Origin of the sequence: Collinsella aerofaciens (assembly GCF_025289055.1) — a bacterium.
Lineage (GTDB): Bacteria > Actinomycetota > Coriobacteriia > Coriobacteriales > Coriobacteriaceae > Collinsella.
Window position 1 is genome coordinate 1 of the sequence record NZ_JAESIQ010000026.1, and the last position, 18,447, is coordinate 18,447.

An 18,447-nucleotide genomic window follows, 5' to 3' on the forward strand; every position below is an offset into this window, starting at 1 on the left:
GACACGCATAAAAAGCCTCCCATTTCTCATGTCCAAGAAATGGGAGGCAGTTCATTTGAGCGTTTGGAGGGGTTTAAGATTGCGAAAATGCAGGATGAGTGACTGTAAAAGTGTTAGTTAATGGACAATCGTAGATTATTCTGGTGGTCGGAAAGCTCAGAGTAATGTATCCATTTCGCTAGCAGTACTCATATTTGACGTTTTTTGACCACAGGGGTTAGCGAAGGCTAAAAACAGAGTGTGCATTCGCTAAAACCGCCGACTCAATATGCTTTGCGTCGCATTTTTTGAGCGAGGCGACGTGTTCTGAGGCGCTTTCGAGCGATCTGATGAGTGACTGTGCGCTTATTTCTGCGTTTGCCTCCGCTGGTGCATCGGTCTCGAGCAGTAAACGATCGAGTGGAATTTGTCGTACGTATTCGCGTCCTCGTTTAGATGCGAGCATGCGTTCGTTGACGGAAAAATAACAGCCCGCATTACGCGCGCGGACGAGTTCGTCCGAAGTACCGCTAAACCAGTGGAAGATGATAACGGGGGAGTCGGGGTTTGGGATGAGTAGTCCATGCGATTCGAGGACGTCCAGTACGGCTTCTGCCGAACGAACGGCGTGAATTGATATCACGCGCCCGGTAAGAGGATGCTGCACGAGCGCATCGCAGAGCCGGTTAAGTGCCTGTATTTGTAGCGGCTCACTTCCAGCAAAGCGCGCGGAAAAGTCGAGTCCGACTTCGCCGATGTAGCGTTCTTGGGCAGCAACTTCGCAAAGCAGATTGACTTCGACAAAACCGCAGTGGCCATCGGCGAGCCACCAGGGGTGAAGCCCAACGCCGGCGATGATGCCTGGTTGGCGACAGGCGCGCTCGTTTGCGGCCGAAAAGTCGCGCGGATTGACGCCGCAGTCAAATAGACCCAAGCCCAGCGCCGTCGCCTCATCGGCAACGGCGTCCGGGTGAGCCATTAAATCAAGATGGCAGTGTGCATCAAATAACCGGGGCTCCATCTCGGTGCGCTCCGCTAGTCCAGACGTTGGCCATCGGAGCGTACGCGCTCAGTGCCGCGGCCGCTGATCTGGCGGATAACCTCGCCGGCAATCATCTGGCCCATGATGGGCGGCATAAAGCTGGCGGTTCCCAGCTCGGTACGCTCGTGGATGTTGGAAGGGTCGCGGGGCTGTGTCTTAACCGATTCCTCACAGCTAAACAGCACGTGCAGGCTCTTGATGCCGCGCTTCTTGCATTCTTTGCGCATGATGCGGCTCATGGGGTCACGTACCGTATCGAAAATGTCGGCAAAGCGGAGGCACTCGGGATGGAGCTTGTTGGCCCCGCCCATGGAGCTAACCAAACGAATGTCGTGGTCCTGAGCATATTTGGCAATGGTGAGCTTGGCCGAGATGGTGTCGATGGCGTCGACGACGTAGTCGATCTTGCCTTCCGTCTGCTCCAAAACGCTCGCGAAGAAATCATCGATGTTGTTGCTCAGCAGGTATTCGGTGCGTTTGATGACGGTAGCGGTAGGGTTGATGTCGTGAATCATAGCCTCCATGACGTCGACTTTGCGCTTTCCGATGGTGCTGTGAAAGGCGATGGCCTGGCGATTGATATTACTGGGCGCGATGATGTCCTTATCCAGAATGACGAAATGACCGATGCCGCCGCGGGCGAGTGCCTCGCAGCAGTTGGAGCCCACGCCTCCGCAGCCGAGCACCAGCACCGTAGCATCGGCGAGCTTATCGAGTGCCTCGCGGCCCATGATGATCTCGAGCTTGGTGTCGCGTGTCTCGATGGCGGCTGCGGCAGCGGTTTCGGTCATAGACATCCTCCGATGGGGAAGCGAATCGTGTTTTAGCTATCGTCATTATAGGTAATCGCCCATAGGTTGCGATGGCGTTTGCTTTGATGTGGTTTGAAGCATTGCGATTAGAGAGTTAGACAAACATCTAAATATCGAGTATAGTGTGCACGTCATGAGAGATGATGAGAGGAGGTCTTATGCCGGGAGAGGGTTTTAAGGCGCTTGCCGATCCAACGCGACGGCGCATTTTGGAGTTGCTGCGCGAGGACAATTGCACGGCGGGGGAGCTTGCCGAGCATTTTGATATCAGTAAGCCGTCGCTGAGCCATCACTTGGCGACGCTCAAAAACGCCGGGTTGGTGACCGACGAGCGCCATGGCCAAAACATCGTATACAGCTTAAACACCACCGTCATGCAGGATTTAATTGGCTGGTTTATGGGCTTTACAAACACTGAAGGTGATAAGGATGAATAACGAAAACAAGGGCATTCACCCCACGGGGGTATCGTCGCGCGTGTGGATTGCGCTGGTCGCTCTGTGCGTCGCCAATGTCGTAGCGCACCTCATGGTGATGCCGAGCTTGCCTACGCAGATTCCCACGCACTGGGGCGCGAACGGCGCCGTCGACGGTTGGGGTCCTAGCTGGATGGCCTCCGCGCTCGGCGTGCTGCCTCTGGCGCTTCTCGCAATGTTCCGCATGGTGCCGCGCATCGACCCCAAAGGTGAGGCATATCGAACCTCGGGCAAGTTCTACCAGGGCTTCGTAATCGCCTTCACCTTGTTCATGTGCGCCATAAGCTGGCTGGGAGAGCTTACGGTCTGGGGCGTGGTGCCGGCGGTCGGTTCGGTTAACGTGCTGATTTCCGGTGTTGTCGGTTTGCTGTTCATCGGCGTAGGCAACTACTTGCCGCGTGTGAAGCAGAACTATACGCTCGGTATCAAGACACCCTGGGCGCTTGCCGATCCCGAGAACTGGCGCCGTACGCAGCGTTTTGGCGGCGCCTGCTTTATGGTGCTGGGTATTGGCCTGATTGTGATGGGCGTGGCGGGCAGCGTGCTTTCGAGTGAAGTCGTCGCCGCGGTGATTGCGGTTCTGGCGTTTGGTTCGGTTGGAGCCGTCTACGTCTACTCGTATCTGTTGTGGCGCAAATCGCAGCGAGCCGCTCGTTAAGGTTGCGGAAAACTAGCGTACGCAGTTCATAGTATGTTCCGGGGGACTTTTCCCAGGTAGTATTAGGGGGTGTGGGCAACCATGCCCCTTTTTCGTTACGTTTCAGAGCTGGTTTTCTCATTTCGCTTCCACTAAAGCGAATCAAGAATAGGGAAACAGCAGGTAGAAAGGATAAAACAGGCAAATGGCAGAGTTTATCTACCAGATGTATCAGGCTCGCAAGGCCCATGGCGACAAGGTAATCCTTGACGATGTGACCCTGAGCTTCTACCCCGGTGCTAAGATCGGCGTCGTGGGCCCCAACGGTATGGGCAAGTCGACCCTGCTCAAGATCATGGCCGGCATCGAGGAGGTCTCCAACGGCGATGCCAGGCTCACTCCCGGCTACACTGTGGGCATCCTGCAGCAGGAGCCGCCGCTCGACGACGACAAGACCGTCATCGAGAACGTGCGCATGGCGTTTGGCGATATGATCGCCAAGGTCGATCGCTTCAATAAGATCGGCGAGGAGATGTGCGACCCGGATTGCGACATGGACGCCCTCATGGCCGAGATGGGCAAGCTTCAGGACGAGATCGACGCCGCCGACGGCTGGGATATCGATTCCAAGCTCGGCCAGGCCATGGACGCCCTGCAGCTGCCCGATTCCGACATGCCGGTCAACGTACTTTCCGGCGGCGAGCGCCGTCGCGTGGCCCTGTGCAAGCTGCTGCTCGAGGCTCCCGACCTGCTGCTGCTCGACGAGCCCACGAACCACCTGGACGCCGAATCGATCCTGTGGCTCGAGCACTTCCTGCACAACTACCAGGGCGCGGTGCTTGCCGTCACGCACGATCGCTACTTCTTGGATAACGTTGCCGAGTGGATCTGCGAGGTCGACCGCGGTCACCTTTATCCCTACAAGGGCAACTACTCCACGTATCTGGAGACCAAGGCCGCCCGTATCGAGGCGCAGGGCAACCGCGACGCCAAGCTCGCCAAGCGCATGGAGGCCGAGCTCGAGTGGGTACGCAGCTCGCCCAAGGCTCGCCAGGCCAAGAACAAGGCCCGTCTGGCTCGTTACGAGGAGATGGAGGCCGAGGCCCGCGCAAGCCAGAAGCTCGACTGGACCGACATCCGCATCCCCGTGGGCCCGCGTCTGGGCAACAAGGTGCTCGAGGCTCATCACCTGCACAAGGAGTTCGATGGCCGTGTGCTCATCGACGACCTATCGTTCACCCTGCCGCGCAACGGTATCGTGGGTGTCATCGGCCCCAACGGTGTGGGCAAGACCACGCTGTTCAAGATCATCGTGGGCCTGGAGCCGCTGACTTCGGGCGAGCTCGAGGTGGGCGAGACCGTCAAGATCTCCTATGTCGATCAGAACCGTTCCGGCATCGACCCCGATAAGAACCTGTGGGAGGTCGTCTCGGATGGCCTGGACCACATGATGGTCGGTGAGACCGAGGTTCCGAGCCGTGCTTATGTGGCGAGCTTTGGCTTTAAAGGCCAGGACCAGCAGAAGCGCGCCGGCGTACTCTCCGGTGGCGAGCGCAACCGTCTGAACTTGGCGCTTACGCTCAAGCAGGGCGGCAACCTGCTGCTCCTCGACGAGCCCACGAATGACCTCGACGTCGAGACGCTGTCCTCGCTCGAAGCGGCGCTGCTCGAGTTCCCGGGCTGCTCGGTGGTCATTAGCCACGACCGTATGTTCCTGGACCGCGTCGCCACGCACATTCTGGCGTGGGAGGGCACCGACGAGAATCCGGGCAACTGGTATTGGTTTGAGGGCAACTTCGAGGCCTATCAGGCCAACCGCATCGAGCGCCTTGGCGAGGACGCAGCCCAGCCGCATCGTATTCACCGTAAGCTGACGCGCGACTAGATCGTTACGCGGTTTTCCAAACCGCGTAACTGCTCGACGCTGCGCGGGTCGCAAGCACCCCATCTTGCCGTTCAAGCCGTCGCTCGCGTACCGAAGTACGCGTCGCTCCTCTTTCACGGCAACCTGGGGCACTTGCGGCCCGCTCGCTGTTGGTTACGCAACATCAACAAATAAAAACGGCTCAAATCCTGATTTGGATTTGAGCCGTTTGTCGTTACTGCTCGGGTTCTTCGACTTTATCGATGGCCCAGGTGGATCCGAGGCCACCGGTGGTATTGCGGCGGATGCGCACGGCAACCTCGCGGCGCTCGCCGGCCTGCGTGTAGCGCAGGGGGAAGCTTGCGCGGTTTCGCGCGGCCTCGATGGTACCGCGCTCGCGGGCGATCCAGTAGTACTCGCCGACAATGCCGAGGGTATCGGCGCCGTAGGGGAGATAGGTCGACAGCTGGTGCAGAAGCGGGCCGGGGCAGAAGACCTCGGTTGCGAAATCGATGGGGAAGTCCTCGGGGATGGTCGGTGCTGCGGGTGCGGGGGTTGGGGCCGCTGTGGGTGCCGAAGCCGGTGCCGGTGCGGGAATTTGGCCGCAAGCAGAGGTGGGCACGGATTCGATGACGGGTGCGGGCTCCGGCGTCGCTTCCGGCTTGATCGTGGAATCTGCGGGCTCCACGGTGACGGGCGCGTCTGCAGCTGCGGTTTCAACCTCAACCTGCGTCGCGTCCTCGTTCTCGACGCTCGACTTTGCTTCGATGGGCGTGGATGCCATGGTGGTGATGCCGGCGTTGGCGTTCTCGGGGTCATAGACGACCGTGAGCGAGATGGCGGGCTGCGGCGTCTCGGGCTCCGGTGTCGACTCGGTAGCGTCTTGATCTGCGGGCTCGTCGGACTGATCGTCCTCGGCCTCGTCGCCAAAGACATCGCTGTTTTGGAACGCAGACGGCTCGGGTTGGTCAGCGGCTTCTTCGGTTGTCGACTTGGGCGCTTCGTTGAGCTCCACAGTGGCTTCCTGCTCGGATATGACTTCGGAATCGGTCGTGGCGGCGATTTCGGTTTCGGCTTCTGCCGTTACCTCAATAGCAACTTCGATCTCTGTCTCGGGCTTGGGTTCCGGCGCGGCTTCAACCATGGCTTCGGGCTCGGGACGCTTAACGTGCTTGGGGCGCACGGCCTTGAGGTCCTTCTCACCGCGCTTTTTCTTTTTGTAGGACTGCTTGGCGCCCTTGGCGGTCTTGGGCTTGTCCTCGCCCTTGGCAAGCGCAGCATCCCAGGCCTCGTTGGCGATGACCGTGGCATACAGGCGGCCGCCTTTAAAGACGGTCAGCTTAATGCAGTCGTCGAGCTCCTCGAGCAGCTCGCGCGTGGACTCGAAGCCCAGGTCATAAGCGGTCATGTCGCCAGCGGCGAGCGCCTCCTCGACCTGCGTCATAAACGTTTGCTTGCCACATCCAATCGCATCGCGCAGCAGGCGATACAGATAGATGTGGTTGCCCAGCGAAAGCGTGGGCCTAACTATTGTCTTGCTCATGGCAAATCTCCTCTTTACACATGTAAAGCATCTTACCATCGCATGGCGTTCGCCATGGCGGCGCCCAAGGCAAACGGGCGCGAATCGCTTTCGATTCGCGCCCGTTGTACAGGTCGGTTATCTATGAGAGGCAAACGTGCTTAGTTGCCCGATGCCGTGCCTTGGCTCGAGTTGTCAGATGCCGTGCCGGAAGCGGTTCCGCTCGAGCTGTTGGTGTTGTTACTGTCTGCCGTGCCCGTTCCCGACGTGGTGTCGCTCGTCTGGCCTCCCGTGTTCGGCTGTGAACCGTCAGTCGTTTGGCTTGAGTCGGTCGTGCCGGACGGCGTGCCACTGTTGGCCGTAGAGGAATCGGTGCCCTGCGATTGGTTTTGGGTGTTCGAGGACGAATTGGCAGAGGTAGGACTGTCTTGCGTGTCGTCCGTCTGTGCCTGCTGATCCTGCGGCTGAGTGTTGCCATTTGCATCGCTCTCGGTCGTGCGCGACGACAGGATTGGCTCGGGACGCTCGCCCAGACCCTCACCGGCAGTGGTGATAAGGATGGCGCCGGCGCAGGCGATGACCGCGACGATGGCGATGGCGATCGAGAAGACGATGACCTTCTTTTGTGTCTGGCTGCGCTCTGCCGCCGCCTTGGCGCGCAGACTGTTGGGGGCGACGCGCGCCGTGGTCGCGCGTCCCGCAACCTGGCGCATCTCCTGCGTGGTCGCGGCGCCACCTAGGTGCTCCTCGACATCGGGCTCAACGGGCTCGTAGGCGCCGGCAGGGTAGTCGACAGCGGCATGCGTGCCCTTGATTGCTTCGGCGCTGGCGGAGATAAAGTGGCGATAGACCTGCGAGGACACAACAGTGATGACTGAGCTCACAGCGGCACCAATCACCGAGCCGGCAATGCCGATCTTTGAAGCAAGCGCCACGCTCGTGGCGGCAGCTGCGGCGCCGGCGATGATCTGGGGAATGGAAATGTCGTCGAACAGGCCCTTTTTGGGCGCGATGGCCATGGTCTGTCCAATGGAATGGTTCTCGTGTACGCCGTTGTTGAGCGATGCCGGCGTCATGACGCGCGTGCGCGGCGCGTCGGTGTACTTGGTTGTCATACGGGGTCCTCCCGGTGTAAATCTGCTTCGTTTCGTGTAGCCATCAGGGTACCCACCAGATGTGAATCGTACGTGACATTTAACAGATACCATCAACTCATCAATTGCTCACCAAGTTGGTGGGATGCGGTTCCACCCGGCGGTTGAACTACAATAGGACTTGCTAATTGTTGTGAATGGCGTCTACGCACGGGAGCATTCTTATGAATCTTCACCTTTCTCAGTCTGATGGCTTTTTGCGTGTGGCGGCGGCGTCGCCGCAGATTCGCGTGGCCGATGTCGAGGGCAATGCCGAGGTTGCGCTGGCGGCTGTTCGCGATGCTGCCGGGCGTGGCGTTCGCGCGTTGGTGTTGCCCGAGCTTAATCTGACTGGCTATACCGCGGCCGATCTGTTCCATAATCGCACACTGCTGCATGTCTGCGAGGCTGCTCTGGTGCATATCCTCGATGAAACCCGTGAGCTGCCGATCGTCTTTACCATCGGTCTTCCCGTTGTGGTTGCCGAGAATATCTACAACTGTGCCGCCGTGTGCTGCGCGGGCGAGCTTTTGGGCCTCACGGCCAAGAAGTATCTGCCCAACTATGGCGAGTTCTATGAGCGTCGCTGGTTTGCTCCGTCGCCTGCGGATCCCGTGTGGGTTGAATTTGCCGGTCAGGGTCCGGTTCCGCTGGGTTCGGGGCTTGTCTACCGCTGCTGTGATGAGGGTGCCGAGGATATGGTGCTGGGCGTTGAAGTCTGCGAGGACCTGTGGGTGCCGGCGCCCCCTTCGACCGAGATGGCGCTTGCCGGTGCGACGGTGATTCTCAACCCGTCGGCCTCGGACGAGATTATCGGTAAGGCAGATTACCGCCGCAGCCTTATCTCCAATCAGAGCGCGCGCCTGTACTGCGCCTATGCCTACGCGGACGCGAGCGAGGGCGAGTCCACGACCGACATGGTCTTTGCGGGTGAGAACCTCGTCTACGAAAACGGCTCCAAGCTCGCCGCAACCAAACTGCTTACCTGCGATATGGCCATCGCCGACGTTGACCTTGACCGCCTGGTTGCCGAGCGCCGTCGCTCGACGACGTGGACGCGCACCGACGATGCGCCGGAATCCGCGACCGTTGAGTTTTCGTTTGAGGGCGTACTGGCCGAAGAACCTGTCCTGCGCGATGCGCTCGACATCGACCGAGTCTTCCCCCGCGCTCCCTTTGTGCCGGCCGACCACGGTGATCTGGCTGAGCGTTGCGAGACTATCCTCGACCTGCAGACCGCCGGCCTCAAGACCCGCCTTGCCCATACGGGCACCAAGGCGGCCGTCATCGGCCTTTCGGGCGGCCTCGATTCCACGCTGGCGCTCCTCGTGACCGTGCGTGCGTTCGACGCCTTGGGCCTGCCGCGCACCGGTATCACGGCCGTGTCCATGCCCGGCTTTGGCACGACGCACCGCACCAAGTCCAATGCCGAGTCGCTCGCTCGCGACCTAGGCGTGAGCTTTCGCGAGGTCTCGATCCATGCTGCCGTGGAGCAGCACTTTAAGGATATCGAGCATGATCCGACCGTGCAGGACGTGACCTACGAGAACAGCCAGGCGCGCGAGCGTACGCAGATTCTGATGGATTTGGCCAACCAGGCTGGCGGTTTTGTCATTGGCACGGGCGACCTGTCGGAGCTGGCGCTCGGCTGGGCTACCTATAACGGCGACCACATGAGCATGTACGCCGTCAACGCGAGCGTGCCCAAGACGCTTGTGCGCCATCTGGTACGCTATGCCGCCGATGTCTTTGGCGGGCGCATTGCCGAGGTCTTGCTCGATATCCTCGATACGCCGGTGTCCCCCGAGCTTCTGCCGCCCACGGGCGACGGCGAGATTGCGCAGAAGACCGAGGATTTGGTGGGCCCGTACGAGTTGCACGACTACTTCCTCTACTACCTGCTGCGTTTTGGCTTTGAGCCGGGCAAGATCTACCGCATGGCTCTCAAGAGCTTCGAGGGCGTCTACGACGCCAAGACCGTCCACACGTGGCTACGTACGTTCTACCGTCGCTTCTTTGCCCAGCAGTTTAAGCGCAGCTGTCTGCCCGATGGTCCCAAGGTGGGCTCGGTGACGCTCAGCCCGCGCGGCGATTGGCGTATGCCGAGTGACGCTAGCTCGCGTCTGTGGCTTGCGCAGATCGACGCGCTCAATCCAGTTGACTAAGGTTGGCTAAATTGAACCAATACGGGGGTTGTAAGCGTTACACTTTTGCAATCTGATGGCCCGTATCGCGCGGCGCTCTTGTCGGAGCGCTGCGTTTTTTATATCGAAAGGTGGCACCATGCAGGCATCGCAGCGTCTCGACCGCTTTGGCGCGGAGGTCTTCGCCTCGCTCAACAACAAGCTTCTCGCGCTGAAGGCTCAGGGCAAGACCATTTACAACATGAGCGTGGGCACGCCCGACTTTAAGCCGTACGACCACGTGGTCGAGGCGCTCACGCAGGCGGCCCAAGATCCCGAGATGTGGAAGTATGCCCTGCGCGATCTGCCCGAGCTTAAGCAGGCCGTGTGCGATTACTACGAGCGCCGCTTTGGCGTTTCGGGCATTACGCCGTCTATGGTGCAGTCGTGCAACGGCACGCAGGAGGGCGTGGGCCATTTGGGCCTGGCCCTGCTCGATCCGGGTGACACCATTCTGGTTCCCGATCCGTGCTATCCGGTCTTTGAGGCGGGCGCCAAGATCGCCGACGCCAAGCTCGAGTACTATCCACTGGTCGCCGAGCACAATTACCTGCCCTATGTGGCGGGCATCGACCCCGAGGTCGCCGATCGTGCCAAGTATATGATCGTGTCGCTGCCTGCGAACCCGGTCGGCTCGGTGGGCACGCCCGAGGTCTACGAGGAGATTATCGCCTTTGCCCGCGAACATGATCTGTTGATCGTTCACGACAACGCATACTCCGACATCGTGTTCGACGGCGAGCCGGGCGGCAGCTTCTTGCAGTATCCCGGTGCGCTTGAGGTGGGCGTGGAGTTCTTCTCGCTCTCCAAGTCGTTTAACGTCACCGGTGCCCGCATCGGCTTTTTGGTCGGTCGCGAGGATGTGGTCTCGGCCTTTGCCAAGCTGCGCGGCCAGATCGACTTTGGCATGTTCTTCCCGATCCAGAAGGCCGCCATCGCCTGCCTGAACGGTCCGCGCGATGAGGTCGAGGCGCAGCGTCTGAAGTACCAGGAGCGCCGCGATGCCCTGTGCGACGGTCTTGAGGGCCTGGGCTGGGAGCGCCCCAACGCGCATGGCTCTATGTTTGTGTGGGCCAAGCTTCCCGGTGGCCGCACCGATTCCATGGCGTTTTGCGAGGAGCTCATGGAGAAGGCCGGCGTTGTGGTGACGCCGGGCGCGAGCTTTGGTCCTTCGGGTGAGGGGCACGTGCGCATGGCGCTGGTCTTGCCGCCCGACCAGATCGCTTTGGCTGTCGAGGCCATTCGCGAGGCGGGCCTGTATTAGAAAGCTATTTCGGCTCGTCAATAGCTCGAAACCGATTTCGTGCAGTTATTTTACGAATTCTGCAAACAATTTCGGTAAACGGTCGATTTTTGGCTGCGAATAGGAGCATAATCAAAGTCCCGATTGGATGTATTGGGATCACGGCAAGCCGCTCGGGTCGTTCCCGGGCGGCTTGTTTGTGGAGAGAGATGGGAGTTTCTAATGGTTAACGAGAAGAAGGTCGCTATTGTCGGGTGCGGTTTCGTCGGTTCGTCTTCGGCGTTCGCACTGATGCAGAGCGGTCTGTTCTCCGAGATGGTCCTCATCGACGTGGACAAGAACCGCGCCGAGGGTGAGGCCCTGGATATCGCGCACGGCATGACGTTTGCCGAGCCGATGAAGATCTACGCCGGCGATTATTCCGATGTCGCCGACGCCGCCATGATCGTCGTCACTGCTGGCGCTGCCCAGAAGCCCGGTGAGACCCGCCTGGACCTGGTCAACAAGAACGTCAGCATCTTTAAGTCCATTATCCCCGAGATTAAGAAGTCCGGCTTCGACGGCATTCTGCTCATCGTCTCCAACCCGGTCGATGTCCTGACCTACGCCGCCATCAAGATGTCCGGCCTGCCCGAGGGCCACGTCATCGGTTCCGGCACCGTGCTCGACACCGGTCGCCTGCAGCAGATGCTTGGTGCCCACGTCGAGGTTGACCCGCGCGATGTCCAGGCCTATGTCATGGGCGAGCACGGCGACTCCGAGTTTGTCGCTTGGTCCAGCGCTCAGGTTGCCGGTGTTCCGCTGAACACCTTCTGTGAGCTTCACGGCCACCTGGAGCATGAGGCTGCCGAGAAGCGCATCGCCGAGGACGTCAAGAACTCCGCCTACACCATCATCGAGAAGAAGCACGCCACCTACTATGGCGTCGCCATGGCCGTCAAGCGCATCTGCACCGCCGTCATGCGCGATGAGCAGACCGTTCTGCCCGTCTCTTCGCTCATGGTGGGCGAGTATGGCCTGTCCGATCTTGCCATCTCCATGCCGACCGTCGTTGGCCGCGACGGCGTTGTCTGCCGCGTCCCCGTGCCGCTGAACGACGACGAGCAGCATGAGCTCACCGTTTCCGCCAAGGCCCTCAAGGGCATCATCGACAGCGTCGATTTCTCCTGCTAAATCAAGCTCGCTAGAGCGAAAAGCTACAATGAAGGCGTCCGGGCCCACACGGTCCGGGCGCCTTTTTGGTGCAAAGTAACCTGACCCCAATGCACCATCCCAATGCACCATAGTTGATGGGAGGGCCATGTCGGATTCGCCTAATTTTTTGACCTATGCCCAGACGGCGTTTGATCCGTTTGAGGAGCGGCCGTTCTGCGCGGTGGATAGCCTCGTCTTTGCGTGGTTGTCCTATTTGCGTTTGCCGGGTGATATGGCGGAGCTGACGAACTGGCAGGGCCTAGACGTACGCGAGCTGCTGCGTGCCGAGTGCTACCGGGACATGATTGACGACTTGTGGGACCCGGAGGGGAGCAGGGCCTTGTTGGAGGCCGTGGCAGCAAGTCCTCGCTACCGTGGCGTGCACGTTTGCGGCTATCGTGCTGTGAGCGATATGGTGGCGACGGAGCAGTTTGCAGCCATGGCGTTCCGGTTTCCGGCGGGGTTTAGTTATCTTTCCTTCCGGGGGACCGATAGTACGATTGTGGGCTGGAAAGAAGACTTTAACATGGCGTTCCGGTGTCCTGTGCCGGCCCAGGAATCCGCGGCACGTTATGTGGACGAGGCGGCGGATGCGATTGGCGGGCCGCTTTTGTGCGGGGGTCATTCCAAGGGTGGAAACCTTGCGGTGTACGGTGCAGCGATGTGCTCCGATGTTGCCCGTGAACGAATCGAACGGGCGTATTCCCATGATGGCCCGGGCTTCGTCGAGGAGTTTCTGAACGGCGACGCCTTTGCCGATCTTTCCGGTCGAATCGACAAGACGCTACCTCGGTCGTCGATCTTTGGCATGATGTTCGAGACACAGGAGGACTATGCCATCGTTGAGAGCACCGAGTTCAGCCTGCTGCAGCACAATCCCTTTAGCTGGGTGGTTGATGGTCACGACTTCGTGTACTGTGAGCGCCTGTCTGCCGGTGCTCGATACGTTGATGGTTCCATTCGTGAGATGCTGCTTGCAGTGTCGCCTAGCGAACGCGAGCGTTTTGTAGATGCGTTGTTCTCCGTGTTTGAGGCTACGGGTGCTGAGCGGTTTGCGGATATCGCTGGGAATCTGCGCGAGAGCCTGCCCGTGATGCTCCAGGCTGCGCAAGGCTTTGACGAGGATACACGACGCTTTGTCTCGCAGACCATCGTTGCGATTCTTAAGTGTGCGCTGCTGCCCAAACGACCCCAGATCGACGTGCCCGCTGCCGGCAAGAGTTTGGCAGAACAGCTCGAGGCTTGGCAGTCCGAGCTCCTGCGCTAACCATTGGTGCAAGCAACCTGTCCCCGATGCACCAATCTTCGAAGCGCCTGGGGCGGGCTCGACCGCTATACTGATTCGTGCCGAAATCGATCTAGAACGGAATGCCGTATATGAAAATCAATCACGCGATTCTGCATATCCTGGACTTTGACTCCGCCGTCAATGTTATGAGCCAGCGCGAGCTCGATATCGAGAGCCGCACCGTGCGCAACTTCGTGACCACGCATCTGCGCCGCGCGCGTACCTCGGCCGACAATAAACGTGCCACGTTTGCCGAGAACTCTGCGTTTGGCGGCGAGCTCAAGGGCTATTTCTTTGGCGAGCGCGAGTTCGTGGACCTGTCGCAGCAGATTGCGGAGTTTATCTCTTCCGAACTCACCAAGGCTGAGAAAGCCGAGTCCACCGACGTGCTTGTGGCGGACTTTGACGACGATGAGGATGCCCGCTGGTTTGCCGTGATGCTGCTGGGCTCCAAGCAGGCTTTTATGCACGAAGTGGGCCGCGAGGAGGGGGAGGTGCGCAACGACATCGCGCGCCACTACGCCATTCTGCCGAACCCCTCGCAAAAGGTGCCGAGCTATGCCATCGTGCGCGCGAGCACCATGGAGATCGGCTATGTGGACAAGAAGCGCAAGATCGCCGGCGAGGACTGCATGCTTATCCCCGATGGTTTGTTGCAGTGTGACACGGGCGTATCGGGCAAGGAGGTCATCGACACCGTGACACGTGTGGTCGAGGAAGTCGCCGAGGAGCACGGTGCCAACACGGCTGTAGCGCTCGCTAAGGTTAAGGCTGCCGTTGCCGAGAAGGTCGAGGATGACGAGGAACTGCCCCCTTGGGATATCGTCGATGAGGTCTTTGAGGACGAGCCGGTCATCAAGGAGAGCGTGCGCGCGGCACTGACCGAGGAGAAGGTGCCTGAGCGTGTGCCCGTGGAGCGCAAGCAGGTCGAGCGCGCGGCCGTGCGCAATCACAAGATTCGTACCGACACGGGTATCGAGATCAGCTTCCCGGCCGAGATGGGTTCGAACTCCGAGTACATTGAGTTCGTCAACGAGCCCAACGGCCTCATCTCCATCGAGCTCAAAAACATCGGCAGCATCGAGAATCGATAAGTTGTGTTACGCCTACAGCGGGAAAGCAAAGGCCGGAGCCCTGGATGGGGTTTCGGCCTTTTTTGTTTTCGGCTTGGTTGCTGACATTGCGCCGCAGGTTGGGCATACGTCAGCGAAAACGCGGTTTGTCAAAACCGCGTAACTATTAAAGTTGACGTAAGCCCTCTTCCAGGCCGGTCTTGCTGTTGGTCTTCTCGTCGCGCATCTTGATGACGCGGGCGGGGACACCGGCCACGACGGCGCCGGCGGGGACGTCCTCGACGCACACGGCGCCGGCGGCAACGACAGCGCCCTTGCCTACGTGCACGCCCTCCAGGACCACGGCGTTGGCGCCGATCATGACATCGTCCTCGATGATGACGGGCGTGGCGCTGGCGGGCTCCACAACGCCTGCCAGCACGGTGCCGGCGCCGATGTGGCAGTTCTTGCCCACGGTGGCGCGGCCGCCCAGCACGGCGCCCATATCAATCATGGAGCCTTCGCCAATGACGGAGCCGATGTTGATGATGGCGCCCATCATGATGACGGCGCGATCGCCGATCTCGACGCGGTCACGGATGATCGCGCCCGGCTCGATGCGGGCGTTGATGCCCTTAAGGTCGAGCATGGGCACGGCGGAGTTGCGGCAATCGTTCTCCACGTCGTAGTAATCGATGGAATCGGCGTTGGCGTCCAGGATGGCCTTAAGCTCATCCCAGTCGCCAAAGACGGTCTTGCCGCGACGACCGCCGTAGACATGTGCGTCGCCCCAAGCAACCTTCATGCCCGGCTTCTCGCGCACGTACAACTTGACGGGCGTCTTTTTGGGCGCGGTGGCGATGTAGTTGATAATCTCCTGTGCATCCATCTCGGCTGCGTTACTCATTTGCTATCTCTCCTTTGGGCGGATTCGGTTGATACCTGGTTAGGCAAACATGACCTGGTCGAACGTATAGAAGCCGGGTTCGCGGGTGACGAGCTTCTGGGCGGCGGCCAGGGCGCCGTTGACGAAGATCTGACGGCTCGTGGCGCGGTGAGTGAGCGTGACCTCCTCGTCCTGGCCAAAGAAACTCACTTCGTGGACGCCGGCGACGGTGCCGCCGCGCAGCGAGTGCATACCGATCTCCTTGGAGTCGCGCGCGCCGCACATGCCCTCGCGACCGTAGACGGGGTGGTAGCCTGCTTCGGGCTCGGCCTCGACTACGGCGTCGAGCAGCAGCTTGGCGGTGCCGCTGGGGGCGTCGACCTTTTGGTTGTGGTGAGTCTCGACAATCTCGCAGTCAAAGCCGGGCAGCCCACGCGTGGCCTGGGCCACTAGATGACGCAGGGCTGCGATGCCGATGGAGTAATTGCCCGAGTGCATAACGCGGGTGTTCTGGCCCAGCTCACGCAGGCGGTCCATCTGCTCGGGGGTGTAGCCTGTGGTGCCCGAGACCAACGCCGCGCCCGTGCGCTCGACATAGGCGACGACGGCTTCGAAGGTCACGACGTTCGAGAAGTCGATGATAACGTCGGCCGCCGGGGCGCTCTCGAGCTCGGACAGATCAAAACCGATCTGGGCGACGATATCAAAAACGGGCTGCCCGCCGGCGTCGACAACGCCCTCGGCGGTGGTGCGGATGAGCGAGCCCATGCGGCCCGTTCCCATAATGACGGTCTTAATCAAGCAGACCAGCCCCCTTCAGAGCATCGGTAAGTGCAGAGCGCGTGTCGTCTGCCATGGGGCACAGCGGCATGCGGTAGTTTGCCTCGATCATACCCATCTGGGCGAGCGCCTCTTTGACGGGGATGGGGTTGACCTCACTAAAGAGGGCATTGATGAGCGGCTGGCCGGCAATTTGGATATCGCGGGCACGCGCCACGTCACCGTCCAAATAGGCGCGGCACATGTCATGCACGAGCTGCGGCTGCACGTCTGCCCACACGCTGATGGTGCCCGAGGCGCCCAGGCTCATGAGCGGCACGGTAAGCGCGTCCTCGCCCGAGTACATGCGGAAGTCGTCTGACAGCAGGTGGGCGATCTTGGCCGCGTAGGCGACGTTGCCCGAGGCCTCCTTAATACCCATGATGTTGGGGTGCGCGGCCAGGCGCTCTACGTTGCGCTCGCTGATACCGCAGCCGCAGCGGCCGGGGATGTTGTACAGGATGCAGGGGATGTCCACGGCATCGGCGACGGTCTTAAAGTGCTGATAGATACCCTCTTCGTTGGACTTGTTGTAGTAGGGGGTAATGAGCAGCAGGCCGTCGGCTCCCAAGCCCTGGTAAGTAAGCGACTTGGTGAGCATGGTCTGCGTGGAGTTGGAGCCCGAGCCGGCAATGACGGGGACGCGTCCTGCAACATGCTTGACCACGGCGGCGACGACGGAGTTGTCCTCGTCGTCGGTCATCGTGGCGCTCTCGCCGGTGGTGCCCAGGGTGAGGATGGCGTCGGTGCCGTTTTGCAGGTGGAAATCGATAAGGCGCTCGAGTGCGTCAAAGTCGACACTGCCATCCTTTTTAAACGGCGTGACGAGGGCGACGATTGAGCCCTCGAGATTGCGGATGTCCATGTTCTTCTCCTTCGCGTCCGCGATCTGGATGCGTTTGTTCCATTGAGCTGCGACTGCCAGGCGCTCGTCTTGGGCGCGACGGCGGGCACTTTCGGCGCGCGACTTGGCCAGCAGCTCTCGGCCGCTCGGTAGCACGTCGAGCGTGGCAAAGTAATCGCCCGGGCGCTCGGCGCGGCGGATGAGGTCGGCCGAGCCATCGGGGCGCAACAGGACCTCGGCGGAGCGCAGGCGTCCATTGTAGTTGTAGCCCATGGAGTAGCCATGCGCGCCGGTATCGTGGATCACAAGCAGGTCGCCCATGTCGATATGCGGCAGCTCGCGATCGATGGCGAACTTGTCGTTGTTCTCGCACAGATTGCCCGTGATGTCGTAGGTGTCCGTGACGGGCGCTGTGGTCTTGTCGTCGCCACCCGGCTGGCCCATCACCGTAATGTGGTGGTAAGCGCCATACATGGCAGGACGAATCAGATCGACGGCACTGGCGTCCACGCCGATATAGTCTTTGTAGATCTGCTTCTCGTGGATGGCCTTGGTGACCAGGCATCCGTAGGGGCCCATCATAAAGCGACCCATCTCGGTGCAGATCGCCACATCGCCCATGCCGGCGGGGACCAGAATCTCGTCGTAGGCTGCGTGTACGCCCTCACCGATGGTGTGAATGTCGTTAGCCTGCTGCTCGGGCAGGTAGGGGATACCCACACCGCCGGACAGATTGATGAAGGCGACGCGTGCGCCGGTCTCGCGCTCCAGGCGTACGGCAAGCTCAAAGAGGATGCGCGCGAGCTTGGGGTAGTAGTCGTTGGTGACGGTGTTGCTGGCAAGGAATGCGTGGATGCCAAAGTCCTCGGCGCCCTTGGTCTTGAGCATGCGGAAGGCCTCGAAGAGTTGCTCGGTGGTCATGCCATATTTGGAATCGCCCGGGTTGTCCATGATGCCGTTGGAGAGCTGGAACAGGCCGCCTGGATTAAAGCGGCAGCTGACCGTCTTGGGGATGGGCCCCGCAACGCGCTCAAAGAACCCGATGTGGCTGATGTCGTCAAAGTTGACGATGACACCCAGCTTGTCGGCGAGCTCAAAGTCGGCAGCCGGTGTGTCGTTGGACGAGAACATGATGTCGTGTCCCGTGATACCCAGTGAGTGGGCGATCATGAGCTCGGTATAGCTCGAGCAATCGCAGCCGCAGCCGTATTCGTTGAGAATGGAGATGAGCGCCGGGTTGGGATTGGCCTTGACGGCAAAGTATTCCTTAAAGCCCGGGTTCCATGCGAAGGCGTCGCGCACCTCTTGCATGTTGCGGCGGATGCCCGCCTCGTCATATAGATGAAATGGCGTGGGGAACTGCTCGACGATATGCTCGAGTGTCTCTTTGTCCACAAACGGCTGCTTGGCCGCATATGCCTCGTTGGGGGTCAATGCCATGTCCCGTAAACCTCGCTATCCAGACGGCGCCAT

Annotated in this window: 15 protein-coding genes; 8 read left to right on the plus strand and 7 right to left on the minus strand. The window is 60.3% G+C overall.

The features are described 5' to 3' along the window. Positions 1 to 217: 217 nt before the first annotated feature. Together JMJ97_RS08175 and JMJ97_RS08180 are read right to left on the minus strand one after the other, a co-directional pair. Positions 218 to 1,000 (minus strand): TatD family hydrolase, encoded by a 783-nt coding sequence (locus JMJ97_RS08175; protein WP_260699856.1) that lies wholly within the window; start codon positions 998 to 1,000, stop codon positions 218 to 220. A gap of 14 nt (positions 1,001 to 1,014) precedes the next feature. After that, positions 1,015 to 1,812: a tRNA threonylcarbamoyladenosine dehydratase gene (locus JMJ97_RS08180; protein ID WP_260699857.1), complete on the minus strand. Its 798-nt coding sequence runs from the start codon at positions 1,810 to 1,812 to the stop codon at positions 1,015 to 1,017. Positions 1,813 to 1,991: 179 nt separating this feature from the next. Between JMJ97_RS08180 and JMJ97_RS08185 the strand changes: the two genes are divergently transcribed. The 3 genes from JMJ97_RS08185 to ettA all read left to right on the plus strand — a co-directional run bounded on the left by JMJ97_RS08185 (position 1,992) and on the right by ettA (position 4,831). Then, complete coding sequence (locus JMJ97_RS08185; protein WP_260699858.1) at positions 1,992 to 2,270, plus strand: autorepressor SdpR family transcription factor; 279 nt, start codon at positions 1,992 to 1,994, stop codon at positions 2,268 to 2,270. Beyond that, positions 2,263 to 2,967 carry an SdpI family protein gene (locus JMJ97_RS08190; RefSeq protein WP_260699859.1) on the plus strand — a complete coding sequence of 235 codons (705 nt, stop codon included), beginning with the start codon at positions 2,263 to 2,265 and terminating at the stop codon, positions 2,965 to 2,967. Before JMJ97_RS08185 ends, JMJ97_RS08190 begins: the two co-directional genes overlap by 8 nt. Before the next feature lie 184 nt (positions 2,968 to 3,151). Further along, positions 3,152 to 4,831: an energy-dependent translational throttle protein EttA gene (gene ettA / locus JMJ97_RS08195; RefSeq protein ID WP_260699860.1), complete on the plus strand. Its 1,680-nt coding sequence runs from the start codon at positions 3,152 to 3,154 to the stop codon at positions 4,829 to 4,831. A gap of 214 nt (positions 4,832 to 5,045) precedes the next feature. Here the strand turns inward: ettA and JMJ97_RS08200 are convergent, their stop codons facing one another. Further along, complete coding sequence (locus JMJ97_RS08200) at positions 5,046 to 6,353, minus strand: hypothetical protein (protein WP_260699861.1); 1,308 nt, start codon at positions 6,351 to 6,353, stop codon at positions 5,046 to 5,048. A gap of 140 nt (positions 6,354 to 6,493) precedes the next feature. Then, the gene (locus JMJ97_RS08205; RefSeq protein WP_260699863.1) at positions 6,494 to 7,447 is read right to left on the minus strand and encodes a hypothetical protein; all 954 of its coding nucleotides are present in this window, start codon (positions 7,445 to 7,447) and stop codon (positions 6,494 to 6,496) included. A 203-nt stretch (positions 7,448 to 7,650) separates the two neighbouring features. On the opposite strand from JMJ97_RS08205, the gene JMJ97_RS08210 reads away from it, so the two are divergent. From JMJ97_RS08210 to JMJ97_RS08230, 5 genes are all read left to right on the plus strand, one after another. Continuing rightward, positions 7,651 to 9,630: an NAD(+) synthase gene (locus JMJ97_RS08210; RefSeq protein WP_260699864.1), complete on the plus strand. Its 1,980-nt coding sequence runs from the start codon at positions 7,651 to 7,653 to the stop codon at positions 9,628 to 9,630. A gap of 118 nt (positions 9,631 to 9,748) precedes the next feature. Continuing rightward, the gene (locus JMJ97_RS08215; protein ID WP_006234344.1) at positions 9,749 to 10,912 is read left to right on the plus strand and encodes a pyridoxal phosphate-dependent aminotransferase; all 1,164 of its coding nucleotides are present in this window, start codon (positions 9,749 to 9,751) and stop codon (positions 10,910 to 10,912) included. A gap of 201 nt (positions 10,913 to 11,113) precedes the next feature. Beyond that, positions 11,114 to 12,064: an L-lactate dehydrogenase gene (locus JMJ97_RS08220; RefSeq protein ID WP_260699865.1), complete on the plus strand. Its 951-nt coding sequence runs from the start codon at positions 11,114 to 11,116 to the stop codon at positions 12,062 to 12,064. Positions 12,065 to 12,191: 127 nt separating this feature from the next. Continuing rightward, positions 12,192 to 13,352: an Mbeg1-like protein gene (locus JMJ97_RS08225; RefSeq protein WP_195503304.1), complete on the plus strand. Its 1,161-nt coding sequence runs from the start codon at positions 12,192 to 12,194 to the stop codon at positions 13,350 to 13,352. A 110-nt stretch (positions 13,353 to 13,462) separates the two neighbouring features. Then, positions 13,463 to 14,467: a nucleoid-associated protein gene (locus tag JMJ97_RS08230; RefSeq protein WP_260699867.1), complete on the plus strand. Its 1,005-nt coding sequence runs from the start codon at positions 13,463 to 13,465 to the stop codon at positions 14,465 to 14,467. Between the two features lie 145 nt (positions 14,468 to 14,612). Here JMJ97_RS08230 and dapD read toward each other — a convergent pair whose 3' ends face one another. The 3 genes from dapD to dapA are packed head-to-tail and all read right to left on the minus strand — an operon-like array spanning position 14,613 to position 18,414. Further along, a complete protein-coding gene (gene dapD, locus JMJ97_RS08235) occupies positions 14,613 to 15,332 on the minus strand; it encodes a 2,3,4,5-tetrahydropyridine-2,6-dicarboxylate N-acetyltransferase (protein ID WP_230317452.1) in 720 nt (239 codons plus the stop codon). A 39-nt stretch (positions 15,333 to 15,371) separates the two neighbouring features. Next, positions 15,372 to 16,112 carry a 4-hydroxy-tetrahydrodipicolinate reductase gene (gene dapB, locus JMJ97_RS08240; RefSeq protein WP_260699869.1) on the minus strand — a complete coding sequence of 247 codons (741 nt, stop codon included), beginning with the start codon at positions 16,110 to 16,112 and terminating at the stop codon, positions 15,372 to 15,374. Beyond that, positions 16,105 to 18,414, minus strand: coding sequence for a 4-hydroxy-tetrahydrodipicolinate synthase (dapA, locus tag JMJ97_RS08245; RefSeq protein ID WP_260699870.1), 2,310 nt, complete (start codon positions 18,412 to 18,414; stop codon positions 16,105 to 16,107). The genes dapB and dapA overlap by 8 nt, the downstream gene beginning before the upstream one ends. Between the last annotated feature and the right edge of the window lie 33 nt (positions 18,415 to 18,447).

Coding starts and splice junctions, on each gene's coding strand:
- JMJ97_RS08175 (WP_260699856.1), bottom strand. CDS start 1,000: ATGGAGCCCCGGTTATTTGATGCACACTGCCATCTTGATTTAATGGCT.
- JMJ97_RS08180 (WP_260699857.1), bottom strand. CDS start 1,812: ATGACCGAAACCGCTGCCGCAGCCGCCATCGAGACACGCGACACCAAG.
- JMJ97_RS08185 (WP_260699858.1), top strand. CDS start 1,992: ATGCCGGGAGAGGGTTTTAAGGCGCTTGCCGATCCAACGCGACGGCGC.
- JMJ97_RS08190 (WP_260699859.1), top strand. CDS start 2,263: ATGAATAACGAAAACAAGGGCATTCACCCCACGGGGGTATCGTCGCGC.
- ettA (WP_260699860.1), top strand. CDS start 3,152: ATGGCAGAGTTTATCTACCAGATGTATCAGGCTCGCAAGGCCCATGGC.
- JMJ97_RS08200 (WP_260699861.1), bottom strand. CDS start 6,353: ATGAGCAAGACAATAGTTAGGCCCACGCTTTCGCTGGGCAACCACATC.
- JMJ97_RS08205 (WP_260699863.1), bottom strand. CDS start 7,447: ATGACAACCAAGTACACCGACGCGCCGCGCACGCGCGTCATGACGCCG.
- JMJ97_RS08210 (WP_260699864.1), top strand. CDS start 7,651: ATGAATCTTCACCTTTCTCAGTCTGATGGCTTTTTGCGTGTGGCGGCG.
- JMJ97_RS08215 (WP_006234344.1), top strand. CDS start 9,749: ATGCAGGCATCGCAGCGTCTCGACCGCTTTGGCGCGGAGGTCTTCGCC.
- JMJ97_RS08220 (WP_260699865.1), top strand. CDS start 11,114: ATGGTTAACGAGAAGAAGGTCGCTATTGTCGGGTGCGGTTTCGTCGGT.
- JMJ97_RS08225 (WP_195503304.1), top strand. CDS start 12,192: ATGTCGGATTCGCCTAATTTTTTGACCTATGCCCAGACGGCGTTTGAT.
- JMJ97_RS08230 (WP_260699867.1), top strand. CDS start 13,463: ATGAAAATCAATCACGCGATTCTGCATATCCTGGACTTTGACTCCGCC.
- dapD (WP_230317452.1), bottom strand. CDS start 15,332: ATGAGTAACGCAGCCGAGATGGATGCACAGGAGATTATCAACTACATC.
- dapA (WP_260699870.1), bottom strand. CDS start 18,414: ATGGCATTGACCCCCAACGAGGCATATGCGGCCAAGCAGCCGTTTGTG.